Annotated in this window: 12 protein-coding genes; 3 read left to right on the top strand and 9 right to left on the bottom strand. The window is 44.9% G+C overall.

Going from position 1 to position 15,530, the window contains the following annotated elements:
* Positions 1-49 precede the first annotated feature (49 nt).
* Positions 50-1,711 carry a terminase large subunit gene (locus PSI23_RS16970; protein ID WP_273556194.1) on the top strand — a complete coding sequence of 554 codons (1,662 nt, stop codon included), beginning with the start codon at positions 50-52 and terminating at the stop codon, positions 1,709-1,711.
* Between the two features lie 601 nt (positions 1,712-2,312).
* On the opposite strand, the gene PSI23_RS16965 is transcribed toward PSI23_RS16970, so the two are convergent.
* Complete coding sequence (locus tag PSI23_RS16965; RefSeq protein ID WP_187651324.1) at positions 2,313-3,221, bottom strand: HNH endonuclease; 909 nt, start codon at positions 3,219-3,221, stop codon at positions 2,313-2,315.
* Positions 3,222-3,764: 543 nt separating this feature from the next.
* Between PSI23_RS16965 and PSI23_RS16960 the strand changes: the two genes are divergently transcribed.
* Positions 3,765-4,022 carry a helix-turn-helix domain-containing protein gene (locus PSI23_RS16960; RefSeq protein ID WP_187651325.1) on the top strand — a complete coding sequence of 86 codons (258 nt, stop codon included), beginning with the start codon at positions 3,765-3,767 and terminating at the stop codon, positions 4,020-4,022.
* 333 nt (positions 4,023-4,355) lie between these two features.
* Here the strand turns inward: PSI23_RS16960 and fis are convergent, their stop codons facing one another.
* The 5 genes from fis to PSI23_RS16935 form a co-directional block, all read right to left on the bottom strand.
* Positions 4,356-4,652: a DNA-binding transcriptional regulator Fis gene (fis, locus tag PSI23_RS16955; RefSeq protein ID WP_010847912.1), complete on the bottom strand. Its 297-nt coding sequence runs from the start codon at positions 4,650-4,652 to the stop codon at positions 4,356-4,358.
* Positions 4,653-4,672: 20 nt separating this feature from the next.
* Positions 4,673-5,644, bottom strand: coding sequence for a tRNA dihydrouridine synthase DusB (dusB, locus tag PSI23_RS16950; RefSeq protein ID WP_273556193.1), 972 nt, complete (start codon positions 5,642-5,644; stop codon positions 4,673-4,675).
* Positions 5,645-5,928: 284 nt separating this feature from the next.
* Entirely contained in the window at positions 5,929-6,810 is an 882-nt protein-coding gene (gene prmA, locus PSI23_RS16945; protein WP_273556192.1) for a 50S ribosomal protein L11 methyltransferase, read from the bottom strand.
* Between the two features lie 32 nt (positions 6,811-6,842).
* Positions 6,843-8,288, bottom strand: coding sequence for a sodium/pantothenate symporter (panF, locus tag PSI23_RS16940; RefSeq protein ID WP_273556197.1), 1,446 nt, complete (start codon positions 8,286-8,288; stop codon positions 6,843-6,845).
* Positions 8,278-8,520 (bottom strand): YhdT family protein, encoded by a 243-nt coding sequence (locus tag PSI23_RS16935; RefSeq protein ID WP_273556191.1) that lies wholly within the window; start codon positions 8,518-8,520, stop codon positions 8,278-8,280. The genes panF and PSI23_RS16935 overlap by 11 nt, the downstream gene beginning before the upstream one ends.
* A gap of 746 nt (positions 8,521-9,266) precedes the next feature.
* On the opposite strand from PSI23_RS16935, the gene PSI23_RS16930 reads away from it, so the two are divergent.
* Positions 9,267-13,043, top strand: a complete 3,777-nt coding sequence (locus PSI23_RS16930; protein ID WP_273556190.1) for an inverse autotransporter beta domain-containing protein — start codon at positions 9,267-9,269, stop codon at positions 13,041-13,043.
* Positions 13,044-13,176: 133 nt separating this feature from the next.
* On the opposite strand, the gene accC is transcribed toward PSI23_RS16930, so the two are convergent.
* Genes accC through aroQ form a run of 3 tightly spaced genes read right to left on the bottom strand, consistent with a single transcriptional unit; the run spans position 13,177 to position 15,477 of the window.
* On the bottom strand, positions 13,177-14,526 hold the full coding sequence (accC, locus tag PSI23_RS16925; protein WP_273556189.1) for an acetyl-CoA carboxylase biotin carboxylase subunit: 1,350 nt from the start codon (positions 14,524-14,526) through the stop codon (positions 13,177-13,179).
* Positions 14,527-14,538: 12 nt separating this feature from the next.
* A complete protein-coding gene (accB, locus tag PSI23_RS16920; protein WP_273556188.1) occupies positions 14,539-14,994 on the bottom strand; it encodes an acetyl-CoA carboxylase biotin carboxyl carrier protein in 456 nt (151 codons plus the stop codon).
* 24 nt (positions 14,995-15,018) lie between these two features.
* Entirely contained in the window at positions 15,019-15,477 is a 459-nt protein-coding gene (aroQ, locus tag PSI23_RS16915; protein ID WP_273556187.1) for a type II 3-dehydroquinate dehydratase, read from the bottom strand.
* Positions 15,478-15,530 lie beyond the last annotated feature (53 nt).

Here is a 15,530-nt window from a genome sequence, read left to right as displayed (position 1 = left end):
GGCGTAAAAATCCGGTAGAAACTGAGGAAGAGGACGAGTTAGACCGCCTATGAATGCATGGGAGCAATACGCTTTTGATATCCAAAACGGCACAATTCCGGCCTGTAAGCGACTGAAACAAGCTATTGAACGCTACTATAACGACCTGAATAACCCGATTTATACGTTTGATTCTGAGGTCGTGGTGCGTTTTATTGCTTTCTCCCACCTATGTCCACACGTCAAAGGCCACTTGCGGGGTAAGCCCATTGTCTTGGAGCCGTGGCAACAGTTCGCCTTTGCCAATCTGTTCGGCTTCAAGGTAAAAGCGACCGGATGCAGAAAGTACCGTAGCGCTTATATTCAGGTGCCACGCAAAAATGCGAAATCCACGGTTGCCGCGATATTGGCTAATTGGTTCCTCGTGATGGAGAACGGGCAGCAGGATATTTACACCGCCGCCGTGAGCCGTGATCAGGCGCGTATCGTGTTTGATGATGCCCGCCAGATGAGTTTACTTTCCAAACCGCTCAAAAAGCGGCTATCTATCCAGCAACATAAACTGACCTACCCGAAAACCAATAGCCTGTTAAAGCCACTGGCAGCCAAAGCCTCTACCATTGAAGGGACAAACCCCAGTCTGGCGATTGTCGATGAGTACCATTTGCACCCTGATAACGCGGTGTATTCTGCCCTTGAATTAGGCATGGGCGCACGTCCCGAAGGACTCCTGTTTGCCATTACCACGGCGGGCAGTAACGTGATATCAGCCTGTAAACAACACTATGATTATTGTTGCCAGATACTGGATGGCGAAGAGCAAAACGCATCGCTGTTCGCCCTGATTTATGAGCTGGACGATGAAAACGAGATTGATGATGAAAACCTTTGGATTAAGGCCAATCCCAATCTGAATATTTCCGTGGACAGTGCCGCTTTGCATGACACCATCCAGAAAGCGCGGGGGATTCCCTCGCAATGGACGGAAATGCTAACTAAACGGTTTAATATCTGGTGTCAGGGCGAAACACCGTGGATGGGTGAAGGTGCATGGAAAGCCTGCCAGACAGAATATGATGAAAACGACCTGAAAGGCTTGGAGTGTTACGCCGGATTAGATTTATCCTCAACAGGCGATATCACCAGCATCTGTTACATCTTCCCCGTGGATAACGAACTGTTATTGCTGACTCGTCATTATCTGCCCGAAGCCCAGTTGCAAAACCCCGCCAACAAAAACCGGGCAGTTTATCGCCAGTGGGTGAAATTGGGCTGGATACGCACCACAATGGGCGACTGCATTGACTATGATCGTATTCGTGATGATATTCTTCGTGACAGCCAGCATTTTGATATCAAACTGGTGGGCTTTGACACATGGAACGCTACCCATTTAAGAACGCAATTACAGGGCGCAGGTATTGAGGTCGAGCCGTTCCCGCAAACCTATATGCGGTTTAGCCCCGTTGCCAAGTCTGCCGAAGTCTTTGTTAATCGCAAGGTCATTCGTCACAACGGCGATCCGGTGCTGGCATGGGCAATGTCCAATGTGGTGATGGCAACCGACGCGAACGCTAATATCAAACCGAATAAGAAGAAATCAGCGAATAAAATCGACCCTGCTATTGCGTTTCTGATGAGCTTTGGTACATGGCAGAATGAGCATGAAGACTTTGCGTTTATATTAAATGAAGAACAGCAGCAAAGACTGGATATCTTTGATGGGGTTTAGATAACTAATTGATTTTTTAATTCCTGAGCAGTATAGGAATTAATGAAATCAAATGTTCAGAAGGTTAGATATCACACACCTTTTTGGGGTTAGTCGCTACTTTATCTGACCGCGTGTTCTGTAGAAAAGAGCGACTAAATCTGACAGTCAGCTTGAGCGAGGAGCAGACATTTACGTCTATCTTAGGGACTTCATTAAACACAACGTAATACACTCTTCGCGGCTACTTGTTACATTTTTTCTCTATCAAACAGCAGTTGCTCTATTGTTTTGTATATAGCTGCCCACGTACCGTCTAAATTGGCATAAGGAATCAATTTATATTCCTCTTTAGCCGATGATGCGGTCTTTGTTCCACTGTGAGATAATTATAACCAATCTCCTATAATGAGGGAGATTTAATCTCGAGGGTTTAATTACCCGTCGCTTGCGACGCATAAAATTAAGCTGAACGATGCGAAGCGGATGATTTCATATTAATACCCCGCTGATTGTGGCGGGGATGTTTATTTATGGCAGTCTTACTGAGAGATAGGTGGGCTTTAACTCGTGCTTTGTGAGAATTAGAGCGAATCGAATACTTGTCTCTAGCTACTCTTTGTTAGAGTCTTGCATAGAAAGCTTCGATAAATTCGTTGCTCGGCATGCCAACCACATATGGAGTAATATTTACTATCTTTGCTGTTATATCTACGCTATTAACGAATGCAATGCCTGCAAAATCATTTTGGCCAGAGCTAGGGCGAAACTGGCAGAATGCAGTGCTAGTAGTCACCCAACGCTTATCAATAAAAGCAACCACTTTGTAGTCTCCAATCTTAGTGTAAATATGGGGATCTTTTTTCAAGTCGCTTTTAAATATTGTTGTGTAATCGGATAAGCAGTTGGGCATGTGTATGTTTTTTGTCCTGAAACGGCGGTCAAAACTTATGTACATTCCTTTTATAAGGGAAGGCTGCGTGAGTGCAGTCTCAATTGGCACAGCTTTTAATTCCACCATGCTTAAAAGTTTACTAAAGCCACCCATTAGGCCATTTAGCTCCCAGCCTAACTCATGTAATGCTTTAATTCGGCCATAGCGCGAAAGATCTAGCGAATACCCATATCTAGAACATAACAAAGAAAGTCGTGGTACGTTTATGTAATACATCTGGTGGAGCTTGGTATCCCAGACAGGATTACTGGCCAGATTTTCAGAAATCCAATTTTCATGTGATTTTTTTATTTCTAGTAATCTATCAACAGGGTAAGAACTTGGGTTATCATCAATTACCTTGTGATGCATAAGACAGAGCAGAAGCAAGTTTCTTTCAGAATTTCTTGCTGATAGGGTAAGATCGGATATTCCTCGTGGGCCGTCTTTTTTTTCTGCAACTATATGTGCAACTTCGCCAACTAAATGGGTCAGTTCTTTGGCTTCATCATTTAGCAATAAGTCTTCTCTGCAAATAGAGCACTTACCTGCAGCTTTAGACCAAATCACTTTTTTTAACTTCTCTGATACTGGCACACGGCCTCCATGCCTTTAACGTTGGTAACATATGTATTTTTGTAGTGACAGCGAAATTGTAATAAAACAATCTCCTAACCTAACTTGGTTATGTAATTCTACATTAAATAAATATTTGGATATGAAAAAGTAATAGGGTTGCTTTTTTCTCATTCACTTCTCTACAAGTTTCATCACAATTTCTCATAATGGCACTGAGCTGACTGTCATATTTGCTTGAATCCAGAGTAGCAAGGGTATCAGATCTCATCCGGACAGAACATAACGCAAAAAGTTAAGTGTTTATACTGATTCGCTTATTGAGTCCGATAAACCAATCAGTTAAAGTAGCCCCGCCATTGGCAAAATCCGATGGTCAAGGTTTCGCAGCCTTGTAAAGAGTCATCCACTGGTAGGAATTTTCTACCAGTGTGTCTGCTATCGTCCTTTCAATGGCGGTTCAGACAGGGGAGGCTTCGGTCTCGCCGGACGATGACTCCCGGTACTGCGAACCCTGTCTTGAATCGCCACCATCAATATTAATTAATGGAAGGGATAGCAGGAATGTTCAATACCAAAAACGACTGGCATCAAGCTGATATCATCGCTGCATTACGTAAACGCGGTACAACCTTAGCGGCTGTTTCTCGTGAATCTGGCCTCAGTTCATCTACACTAGCAAATACGCTCAGCAGACCGTGGCCTAAAGGCGAATGGATAATTGCTAACTATCTCGAAATACATCCCTCTGAAATCTGGCCTAGTCGGTATTTTGATATGTACGGGCAGCTTATTGAGCGCAAGGTTCGGGATAAATCATAAAAATAATCAGTTCCATTTGAAAGTCATCGGGAAGATAGCTGTAACGGGGTATCTTCTCACTGTAATAACATTCTCTTCTGACACTCCAATAACTTTTGACGAAACCCATCGAAATTTCTTCACAAGGTTGCCCGAGTCAAATGTACTGACCTAATCACTAGCAACGAGTTTCACCAATAGCGCTTCATATCAACATTATTGATGTTCTCATCTTATACAGCGCTTATAGATTCGTTCAGTGAACCATGTATAAACATTTGTATAAACAAAAATAAAAAAAGCACTTCCCCAAACGAGAAAGTGCTTTTATAACAACATGATCTAAGACTAGGATCAGTTCATGCCGTATTTTTTCAGTTTCTTACGCAGAGTACCACGGTTGATTCCCATCATTAGTGCTGCGCGGGTCTGGTTACCACGGGTATATTGCATCACCATGTCCAACAGTGGCTGTTCTACTTCAGCCAGTACCAGCTCATACAGGTCATTAACGTCTTGACCGTTCAGTTGAGCAAAATAGTTCTTCAGTGCTTGTTTAACCGAATCACGCAGAGGTTTTTGAGTTACCTGATCTTGTGAATTTACAGTAGCAACGGTTAGTACATCAGAATTTACGCGTTGTTCGAACATAGTTCTGTCAGCTCTTTTCTTTAATTTACGCAAAAATTTTCGAAGTATGCCTCCAACGCCTCCAGCTGTTCGCTGGCATCCTCAATGGCGTTGAATGTGCGCCGAAACTGGTCAGCAGGGGCATGTTCCTTGAGATACCAAGATACATGCTTGCGTGCAATACGAACTCCTTTGCCTTGACCGTAAAAGTCATGCAGCTCTCGTATATGCTCGCTCATTAAGCGCTGCACGTCGCCAAGGGGCATCGGTGGCAGCAACTCTCCTGTTTCCAGATAATGCTGGATTTCCCGAAAGATCCAAGGTCTTCCCTGAGCAGCGCGCCCTATCATCAGGGCATCAGCCCCGGTGTATTCAAGCACTGCTCCGGCTTTGTGCGGGTCAGTAATGTCGCCATTAGCAATAATTGGAATGGCAACAGTCTGCTTAACTGTCCGAATATTGTCATACTCGGCCTCACCATTAAACAGGCAGGTTCGCGTCCTACCATGTATCGTAAGAGCCTGAATACCACAACGCTCGGCCAATTGGGCAATTTCTACACAGTTACGTTCTTCCGGTGACCACCCTGTTCGGATCTTCAAAGTGACAGGCACATCAACCGCATTGACTACCGCAGAAAGGATTTTTTCAACCAATTCCGGGTAACGCAGTAATGCAGAGCCAGCCAGCTTACGATTCACCTTTTTAGCTGGGCACCCCATATTGATATCGATGATTTGAGCACCATTAGCGACGTTAATTTTCGCTGCTGCTGCCATTTCATCGGGATCACTACCGGCAATTTGTACAGAACGCACTCCGGGTTCGTCGCTATGAACCATACGCAGCCGAGATTTATCCGTCTTCCAAACCTGAGGATTGGAAGAAAGCATTTCTGAGACTGTCATTCCTGCGCCCATCTGGTAGCAAAGAGATCGAAACGGACGATCTGTTATGCCTGCCATAGGGGCTGCAATAAGACAGTTTTTCAACTGGTATTGTCCGATACGCATAGGCGAAGAAAGAGTGGTCAACTGTGACTAAGGGCGCGTATATTACGCATTTTTCACAAGATATGAAAGGCCAAACTTTGAGCGAATCGATATTTATAACGGATTTTTTCCAGTTGATTTTTTCAAATTCGGTTAATTAGCGTTAAATAACATGTAGTTACGTGTTATTAATGAAATTTATTATTACCTATATTTCTAATAACAAAGAGAGCAGATTACCACCAACTGACCTCTTGGGAGATCATTTTAGTGGATAATCTCGCTTTTCAATAGGCCTTAAGTGATTATTTTTTAATCCCTGTGATGCGACACCATTCTTCTTGTTCCGCTATAGGATCGATAATGAATTCATTGTTATAGGCTTGAGCAACTCCTTCAGCCTGACTTGCCAGAACACCGGATAAGCCTAATAACCCACCAGATTTAGGCAGTGAGCCGATGATAGGTGCCAGTTCACGTAGTGGGCCAGCTAAGATATTGGCAATCACGATATCGCACTCGAGGTCTTTAGGTTGATCTTTAGACAGGTAGAGAGTTAATTGGTCAGATACACCATTGCGTTCGGCGTTATCTCGGCTGGCTTGAATCGCTTGTGGATCAATATCAATGCCAATAGCGTGTTTCGCTCCCAGTTTCAGGGCTGCGATAGCCAATATGCCTGAGCCGCAACCGAAGTCGATCACGGTTTTACCTGTGAGATCAAGGCCATCAAGCCATTGCAGACAAAGGGACGTTGTTGGGTGAGTTCCGGTACCGAAGGCCAGACCGGGATCAAGCATAACATTAACCGCCTCTGGTTCTGGCACTTCGCGCCAGCTAGGGCAAATCCACAAACGTTTGCCAAAGCACATTGGGTGGAAGTTGTCCATCCACTCACGCTCCCAATCCTTATCTTCCAGTTGCTCAATTTTGTGGATGAAACCTTTGCCTAGTTGTGGGATCTGTTCCAATTGGCTGACAACCGCTTTCATATCCATTTCAGCGTCGTACAGGCCTATCACATCGGTATCGCCCCATAAACGGGTTTCTCCCGGCAGAGGCTCAAAAATAGGAGTATCGTGGCTATCCTGAAAGGTTACAGATACTGCGCCACTTTCCATAAGCTCATCGCCCAAAGCTTCAGCTTGTTGTCCCGTGGTGTTTAATCTTAATTGTATCCAAGGCATAAAAAATTCTCTTTCTGTGAATCACGCTGTAATTATTGAGGAGCAGCGGTTTGTTGTGTGTGTTTATTACCCATCATATTCCCTATCCAAAATGCCAGTAAACTCAACAATAGAGATGGCACGATGGGATGGAAATCAAGAAGTTGGATATTGAAAGTTGCCAGCAAAGTGTAGCCTGCCGCACCTGTCAGCATTGAGCTGATTGCCCCGTAGGCATTGGCTTTTTCCCAGTATAACCCCAGAACCAGCGGCCAGAGAAAAACGGCTTGAAGTCCACCAAATGCCAGTAGATTCAGCCAGATAATCATCTCAGGTGGACGCCATGCGGCGAGCAGCAATAGTGCGCCTAAAAACAGGGTGGAATAGCTGGAAATGCGCGATAGTTTTTTCTCATGCTTAATCTGTTGTGGGAACAAATTTAGGTAGAGATCTTTGACGATAGTGGCCGAAGATTGCAACAGTTGGGCATTAATGGTGGACATAATCGCCGCCATTGGCGCAGCCAGAAAAATTCCGGCGGCAACAGGAGGCAGTACGGTGATCATCAAGGTTGGGATTACTTGATCGGGAATGGTCAGATCAGGAATGATGGCCCGGCCAAGAGCGCCAGCAAGGTGCATACCGAACATCAGGATTGCCATTATGATCGTACCAAGAATAATACCGCGATGAACAGCCTTGCTGTCTTTATAAGAAATACAGCGCACAGCGGTGTGTGGCAGCCCAACGACACCAAAGCAGACCAGTACCCAGAAAGATGTCATAAATGGCCCTGTGAGAATATTATCGGCACCGTGAGGTGAAACCAGATTCGGGTCAATAGTGCGCAGTGTCGTAACTGCTGCTGATAACCCGCCGGCTTTGTAGATAATTCCAGCCAGCAATAACACTGTTCCCAGTAGCATTACCAGCCCTTGCAAGGCATCATTGAGGACACTGGCCCTGAATCCGCCAAATGCGGTGTAAAGGGCGATAGAGACGCCAAAAATCAGCAATCCGGTATCGTAAGGGATACCTGCGGCTGTCTCCAACAAACGCGCCCCGCCAATGAATTGTACTGTCATTGCACCGACAAAGGCGACCAACAGGCTTATACTGGCAAACCAGACCAAAAAGCGGCTCTGATAGCGAGCATAAAGCATATCATTGAGTGTGACCGCGTTGTAACGGCGGGCAAGGATAGCAAATTTTTTACCCAATACGCTAAGGGAAAGCCATATCGCGGGCAGTTGGATCAATGATAACAACACCCAACCGATACCGTACTTATAAGCTGCACCAGGGCCACCAATAAATGAGCTGGCACTGATATAGGTTGCTGTAATGGTCATTGCCAGTACAAAACCACCCATTGAGCGGTTACCGAGAAAATATTCATTCAAGAATTCGCCTGTTTGCCGACGGCGATAGGCATAGATTGACAGCAGAAAAACCAAGGCCAGATATCCCACGAGAGGCAGAATCACTTCACTTTGCATCATTATCCTCCAGCGGAATATCCTTGAATATAAACTTCACCATCAACCAGCAGAGGATGATAAATAAGGTGGGCAGCAGCAGGCAAGCCAGTTCAAACCAGCGCGGCAATCCAGTTAAGCCGTTGGCATCACTGGGTAAATAGGCACATAGCAGCCAACCAATAAGATAAGCCAACGTCAGGCATACTGCCCAGCGTGCTTCTTTGTGGGATTGAACAAATCGTCCGTCCATCCGTTCTCCGGGTAACTTACATGAAACAATATGAGGGGAATTGTACGGTAATGTGCTGATTTATTCAGGGGAAAAATGTGCCATGGAAATCAGAATAAAATCAAAATATTGTCTGAGTTTTCAAAAAATAATATTTAATTGGAGTCTAAATGTATTTTGTCTTTTTGTTAATAATGTCAGGTTAAGTTTTATTTATTGATAAAAATAATCTTGAAATTTAATTGTAATTGGAATTTTTTTACTGGTTTATGATGTTTTTATCAGTGCCATTTTTCCATCTTATTCTGATGATTTAAATGATAATAAGATTACATTTAGATATTAAATGTTAACCTGAAATTCCTGTATTAATATGGGCGGTGAAAATTATTGCTTGCTTGTATTTTTTGTAACAATGTGATTATAAATAAATTATTTATTTTCTTGCATATTATAGCAATGGCTTTTATTGTTTTTTTGAGCTGCTATTTAATTTTTATTCTATTTTTAATTAAATATTGTTTTTTAAATAAAATGGTTTTTTATATTTCAGTGGCTTTTTATTGTCTAATTACATGATTTTTATTATTAGAGAATTTGATAAAAACTTTTTCTGGTGTAGTAAATGACTTGGCCTCATAGATGAAAAAATTATCTGGTTCATCTGCCTTTATTTGAAGTTTATTAGATATAAAAGGTAGACATGAATGTTATCAACCCAAGATATCGCTTGAGGTCAATAGTGTTAATCACAAAGGTTGGTAAACATGCTAAAAGAACAAAGTAGACAGTGGACAGATAAACAACGCCATTGGATTAAATTGGTGGTTTGGGCGAATATTTTTGCCCAGATTGCATTTCCGATTGCGGGTGCTTTTACTCCCTTATTGGTGATCGCTCAAATACCCACTGTTGCACAGGAAGCTCCCTCTCTTGACCAGCCTTTTATGCAACAAGGAAAGAAGAATGTAACTGATGACCCAAAGTCTCTTTCTGGTCAACTGCTGGCTGGTCAACTGCTGGCTGGTCAACTGCTGGCAGAAAATCTGAGACAATCCTCCGCCACTGAATTCCCTGAAAACAATACCGAACGCTGGCTGGCAAGGGCAGCTTCGCGCGCAGCGGGGATGCTGAAAAATGGCAATATCGTGGACAGTGTCAAAAGCCAATTACACGGTTTAGCCGTGAATGAAGCTAATCAAGCAGTGCAAAACTGGTTGCGACGTTATGGTACGGTCAAATTGCAGGCTAACATGGATAAACGTGGGCGCTTGGAAGGTAGCCAGTTTGATATGCTGTTGCCGCTCTATGACAGTGAGCAACAGATGGCCTTTACCCAGTTTGGTCTACGCCGTATCGACCACCGTACCACTGCCAACTTTGGTCTGGGGCAACGCCATTTTCTTGATACCGGCATGTTTGGCTATAACGCTTTCCTTGACCACGATATTACCCGTGACCATACCCGCTTCGGTATTGGAGCCGAGTACGCCCGTGATTTTATGAAATTCGGGGCGAATGGTTATTTTCGTGCCAGTGGCTGGAAAGATGACAAGAAGCTGAAAGATTACGAAGAACGTCCGGCCAGTGGCTTTGATCTGCGTGCGGAAGGTTATATGCCCGATTATCCACAGTTGGGTGGCAAGCTGATCTATGAACAGTACTTTGGTAATGAAGTCGGCTTGTTGAGTGAAGAACGCCGCCAGAAAAATCCATCGGTTTTTACCGTGGGTGCCAATTATACCCCGATTCCGCTGGTGAAGTTGGGTATTGATCGCAAGCAGAGTGCACAAGGACACGGCGAAACTTTGTTTAATTTTGGCTTGAGCTATGAACTGGGGGCACCGTGGTCAAAGCAGATTGACCCAGATGCAGTGGCTTTTAAACGCGGTCTACACGGAGGGCGTTATGATTTGGTCGAGCGTAATAATCAAATCGTGTTGGAATACCGTAAAAAGGAATTAATACTCCTGACGATGGAAAAACAGCTCAGCGGATACGGTGAAGAAGTCATCCCGCTGAATGTCAATGTCATCGCCAAATATGGGCTGAAAGAAATTGTCTGGGACACGACGAATTTGGAGGCTGGAGGCGGTAAGTTTAAGTTGGAGAAACGGGATACGCCGACAGAAAACATGATTGCCTATTCGGTTCGTGAGGGAACCCGTTATCTGCTGGCGCTGCCACCGTACCATGCAAAAGGTAACAACACCTATACCCTGTCTGGCATCGCTTATGATAATCAGGGCAATGTTTCTGAACGGGCAGAAACACAGATACAAGTGATTGCTTTGGCTATCGGCCTGAAAGGCTCCGGTTTTGAACTCGCCAAGCAATCGATGCTGGCGGATGGAAAAACTCAAACCGTGCTCCGGCTGAAACTGATCGATAAGGATGGCAAGCCAATCCGTGGTGCGGTGAGTCATATTACATTTACATCTGACCTTAGCGGGCTAAAAGGCATAGGCCAAGATCCAGAATTGGCTATAGAAATCAATGAGGTGACAGGAGAGGGTGGCGTTTATGAAGTGGTTGCCACGGCTGGTACTAAACAGGGTCAATGGGGAATCAAAGCAACAGTAGACGGCCATGAATTACCTTCTGCTACGATTGATTTTTACTCATCATTCGCGGAAATAGTGGACACGGACAAGTCACGGTTTAAGTTATCGAAGGAAGGGCGGATTGAACCGAATGAATCAGGTTTCTTTCAACTGGATTTGCGTGATAAACATGGGCATATTATCGCGGGAGTCGGCGATTACCTTACTTTGGAGCTTGATGGGAATGAGCTGTATGGTAATGGTCAGAAACCGACTTTAGGGAAAGTGGAAGAGATACCATTAGGTAGCGGTCATTATGAATGGCATTTTAAAGGAAAAGAGACCGAAGGCAGATTATCTGTTACATCGAAAATAAATGGGCAGAAGATAAAAACTATCAATGTCATCTTTGGCAATCTATTAACCGATATCATTAGTGAAACTCACTCCACATTCAGCGCAAACCCCGATACGCTGGAAGCCGATAACCAGCAGCAGGCGACACTGACGCTGGTGCTGAAGGACAGCCAGAACCAGCCGATAGCCAATGTGCAGCCGCATCTCCGGTTGATGGGCATTGCCCTGCCCGGCAACGGGGATGATCCGAAGATAGGGGCGATTCAGGAAACGCTGGCGGGCAGCGGAACGTATACCGCCACCGTGATCGCCGGTACGAAAACCGGTGACTGGACGGTGACACCACAGGTTGATAGCAAGCTGCTCACCAAAATCGCTGCTAAGATGACATTTAATTCGCCAGTGCCAACTATCAAAGATCTGGAATTGAAAGTAGATAATCCAGATATGTTTTTGGTGGTTGGCAGAACACTGCAAGTTGATTATAAATATGAAAATAATGGTGGCAATAAGGAAGATAACTCTTTTTACGCTTGGGGTGAGCAAGGGCAAACAATAGCAGCCGTGAAAGATTTAGCTAATTCAGGAGGCAGCAAGGCAGATTCTAGTTTGCAGAACAATAATGAAGGGGTGTTAAAAGGTGTTGTAAATAATGGCAAACCACAGGGCTATCCTATTGTGGAAGAGCATGCAGGCAAAGTGCTTGAATTTTCAATATTGGCAAGAAATGGGCTGGATGCCCGTGCAAAAGATATTTTAACGCTCACGACCAACGATCCGCAAAATAAGGGCAATCATATAAAGAGTAAAATCGGCGGAGGAAGAGTGGCAAATGTTGCTGATGCTCTTGAAGTTAAGTTGGATGCACAGGGTAAGGATACAGCAATCGTATATGGGAAACCTGTCGTTAAGCTTAAGGCGAGAGAAAATAATTTTCCAAATTCTGGGGGCGACTCTATTAAACTGACGATTAAAATTACAAAGTCTGGTAAGCCTGTGGCTTGGGTGCCTTTGGCGATTAAGATGAGTGGTTTTGATCGACGAAATTGGTCATTATTCCCGGGAGATTTCAAAACAATGCTGGATGGTAAGGAGGGAGATTATATTGATTATACAGACCAGACTGGTGAGCTGGTTAAGACGATCTCTGATCCAAATGGAATAGGAGCAAGAACAACGTTAAAGGTTGTTGTAGAGGGTGTCACAGGGCCTATAGAGAAGAAAATTGATGTTATCTTTACGGTGATTACTAGCCCTGATGTACCTGTTGCGGACTATTGGGGACATATGAAAGATGTAGTCCATCTTAATGGGATAAATTACCATAGGCCTTTATTACATAAAGAATGGTCAGGTGCAACAAATTATGGGTGGGGTAATCACGAAGCTTGGGCTGCCACACTGGTAAGTCAAGCACAACAACGTTGTAATAATAAATTGCCGACAGTAAGTGAACTTCAAGAGCTAAGTAAATTGCCGCTATACAATGAGTATGGCTGGCCGGTCAATCAGCGTTTCACCGTATGGTCTAATGAACCCGTAAGTGGTGTTGCAGACAGATGGTTTGGTGTCGATTTGCATAATGGAAGGAAAGATCGCCACCAAACATCGGTAGATGAATACTCTTCCCTCTGTAAAGAATAGAATAACGTAAAGTATTCACTTGCATGTGGAGTCAAAAGTGGATTTTGTAGAGTCTGAAATCCCATCTTCAGATGGGATTTCATTGTTTAGCTGTACTAGCTCAAACAAATGTTGAACAAGAACTAAAGAAACCTTACTTCTCCTGCAAGCCCAGTTTTTTCTCCAGATAGTGGATATTGGTTCCGCCTTTCTGGAAGTGCTCGTCATTCATGATCGCCAGTTGCAGATCGATGTTGGTCTTGATGCCATCAATGATCAACTCGGCCAGCGCATTCTTCATACGCGCAATTGCCACTTCACGGGTTTCGCCGTAAGTGATTAACTTACCAATCATGGAATCATAGTAAGGTGGCACGGTATATCCCGCATAGATATGGGATTCCCAACGCACACCAAACCCACCCGGTGAGTGGAAATGGGTGATCTTGCCCGGACTTGGCAGGAAGGTTTTCGAATCTTCCGCATTGATACGGCATTCGATCGCATGACCTTTGATTTCGACATCTTCCTGTTTGATGGACAGCGGCATACCCGCTGCGATTCGCAGCTGCTCTTTGATCAGGTCAACGCCAGTGATCATTTCTGTCACTGGATGCTCAACCTGAATACGGGTATTCATCTCGATAAAGTAGAATTCATCGTTTTCGTATAGGAATTCAAAAGTACCCGCTCCGCGATAGCCGATTTCGATACAGGCAGTGGAACAACGTTCACCGATGCTGCGGCGCAGTTCTGGTGAAATGCCCGGTGCTGGTGCTTCTTCCACCACTTTCTGGTGACGGCGTTGCATAGAACAGTCACGTTCAGCCAGATAGAGCGCGTTGCCCTGACCATCAGCCAGAACCTGAATTTCAACGTGACGTGGATTTTCAAGGAATTTTTCCATGTACACCATGTCGTTGTTGAAGGCTGCTTTGGCTTCTGCGCGGGTCATGGCGATGGATTGTTCCAGATCTTTATCGCTGCGTACAACGCGCATGCCACGACCGCCGCCGCCGCCTGATGCCTTGATAATCACCGGATAGCCGATGCGGTTTGCAACCGTTCTGTTTTTCTCAGCATCGTCACCCAATGGGCCATCAGAGCCGGGAACACAAGGTACGCCTGCTTTTTTCATCGCGCTGATAGCGGAAACTTTATCCCCCATCAAACGGATGGTGTCCGCTTTCGGGCCAATGAAAATAAAGCCGGAACGCTCGACCTGCTCGGCAAAGTCAGCGTTTTCAGACAAAAAGCCATAACCCGGATGGATCGCCTGCGCACAGGTAATTTCGGCCGCAGAGATAATGGCTGGAATATTCAGGTAGCTTTTTGCTGAGGCCGCAGGGCCGATGCAGACGGTTTCATCCGCCAGCAGGACGTGCTTCAAATCACGGTCTGCCGCAGAGTGCACAGCAACCGTTTTGATCCCAAGCTCCTTACAGGCTCTCAGGATACGCAGTGCAATTTCACCGCGGTTAGCAATGACAATTTTTTCAAGCATGGGGACGCCTCGTTATTCGATGATGACCAGTGGCTCGTCGAATTCAACAGGTTGACCATCCTGAACCAGAATTGCTTTCACTACGCCAGTTTTATCAGCTTCGATCTGGTTCATCATTTTCATGGCTTCAACGATGCACAGGGTTTCGCCCTGATTTACATGCTGACCGACTTCGATGAAAGCTTTCGCATCTGGGCTTGGTGAGCGGTAGAACGTACCAACCATTGGGGAGCGAACGATGTGACCGCTGATTTCCGCTGGTTTGTCAGCGGCAGCAGGTGCAGCCGACTGCTGTACAAATGCAGGTTGCTGAGCAGGTGCAGAAATATATTGTTGGGTTACAGGCATTGCCGGAGCTACTGTAGTGCGGCTGATACGTACTGATTCTTCGCCTTCAGAAATTTCCAGTTCAGAAATGCCAGATTCTTCAACCAGCTCGATCAGTTTTTTAATCTTACGAATATCCATGAGTGTGGTTCCGTACTTTTTAGTCTATTTAGTTGGATGTTGAGACAAGCGGTTGACCGCTGCCTGTAATGCGAAGCTATAACCATCCGCCCCCAATCCGCAGATGACGCCTACTGCAATATCGGAAAGATATGAGTGATGACGGAATGGTTCACGGGCATGCACGTTGGAAAGGTGAATCTCAATGAATGGGATATCTACCGCCAGAAGTGCATCGCGCAATGCCACGCTGGTATGCGTGTATGCCGCAGGGTTAATCAAAATAAAATCCGTATTACCCCGCGCTGAATGAATTGTCTCAATCAGTTCAGATTCTGCGTTGGATTGCAAATGGGATAACTTAGTTTCTAATGGGTGAGCTTCTTGTGACAGTTTGTTAACGATGTCACCAAGCGTTAACTTGCCGTAGGTCTCTGGCTCTCGTTTTCCCAACAGATTAAGGTTGGGGCCATTCAAGAGTAAAATGTGAAACTTGTCTGCCATTGTGCGGGTATCTCCGGCAATCTGTCAACAATCGATCAAGATAACTCGATGTC

It is taken from the genome of Xenorhabdus yunnanensis (assembly GCF_028598805.1).
Lineage (GTDB): Bacteria > Pseudomonadota > Gammaproteobacteria > Enterobacterales > Enterobacteriaceae > Xenorhabdus > Xenorhabdus yunnanensis.
Note: the sequence above shows the minus strand (reverse complement) of the source record. Positions and strands in the feature narration are given on the sequence as shown.

What these genes read in the sequence shown, in the direction of transcription:
- PSI23_RS16970 (WP_273556194.1), top strand. Translation starts at nt 50, where the DNA reads ATGAATGCATGGGAGCAATACGCTTTTGATATCCAAAACGGCACAATT.
- PSI23_RS16960 (WP_187651325.1), top strand. Translation starts at nt 3,765, where the DNA reads ATGTTCAATACCAAAAACGACTGGCATCAAGCTGATATCATCGCTGCA.
- fis (WP_010847912.1), bottom strand. Translation starts at nt 4,652, where the DNA reads ATGTTCGAACAACGCGTAAATTCTGATGTACTAACCGTTGCTACTGTA.
- dusB (WP_273556193.1), bottom strand. Translation starts at nt 5,644, where the DNA reads ATGCGTATCGGACAATACCAGTTGAAAAACTGTCTTATTGCAGCCCCT.
- prmA (WP_273556192.1), bottom strand. Translation starts at nt 6,810, where the DNA reads ATGCCTTGGATACAATTAAGATTAAACACCACGGGACAACAAGCTGAA.
- panF (WP_273556197.1), bottom strand. Translation starts at nt 8,288, where the DNA reads ATGCAAAGTGAAGTGATTCTGCCTCTCGTGGGATATCTGGCCTTGGTT.
- PSI23_RS16935 (WP_273556191.1), bottom strand. Translation starts at nt 8,520, where the DNA reads ATGGACGGACGATTTGTTCAATCCCACAAAGAAGCACGCTGGGCAGTA.
- PSI23_RS16930 (WP_273556190.1), top strand. Translation starts at nt 9,267, where the DNA reads ATGCTAAAAGAACAAAGTAGACAGTGGACAGATAAACAACGCCATTGG.
- accC (WP_273556189.1), bottom strand. Translation starts at nt 14,526, where the DNA reads ATGCTTGAAAAAATTGTCATTGCTAACCGCGGTGAAATTGCACTGCGT.
- accB (WP_273556188.1), bottom strand. Translation starts at nt 14,994, where the DNA reads ATGGATATTCGTAAGATTAAAAAACTGATCGAGCTGGTTGAAGAATCT.
- aroQ (WP_273556187.1), bottom strand. Translation starts at nt 15,477, where the DNA reads ATGGCAGACAAGTTTCACATTTTACTCTTGAATGGCCCCAACCTTAAT.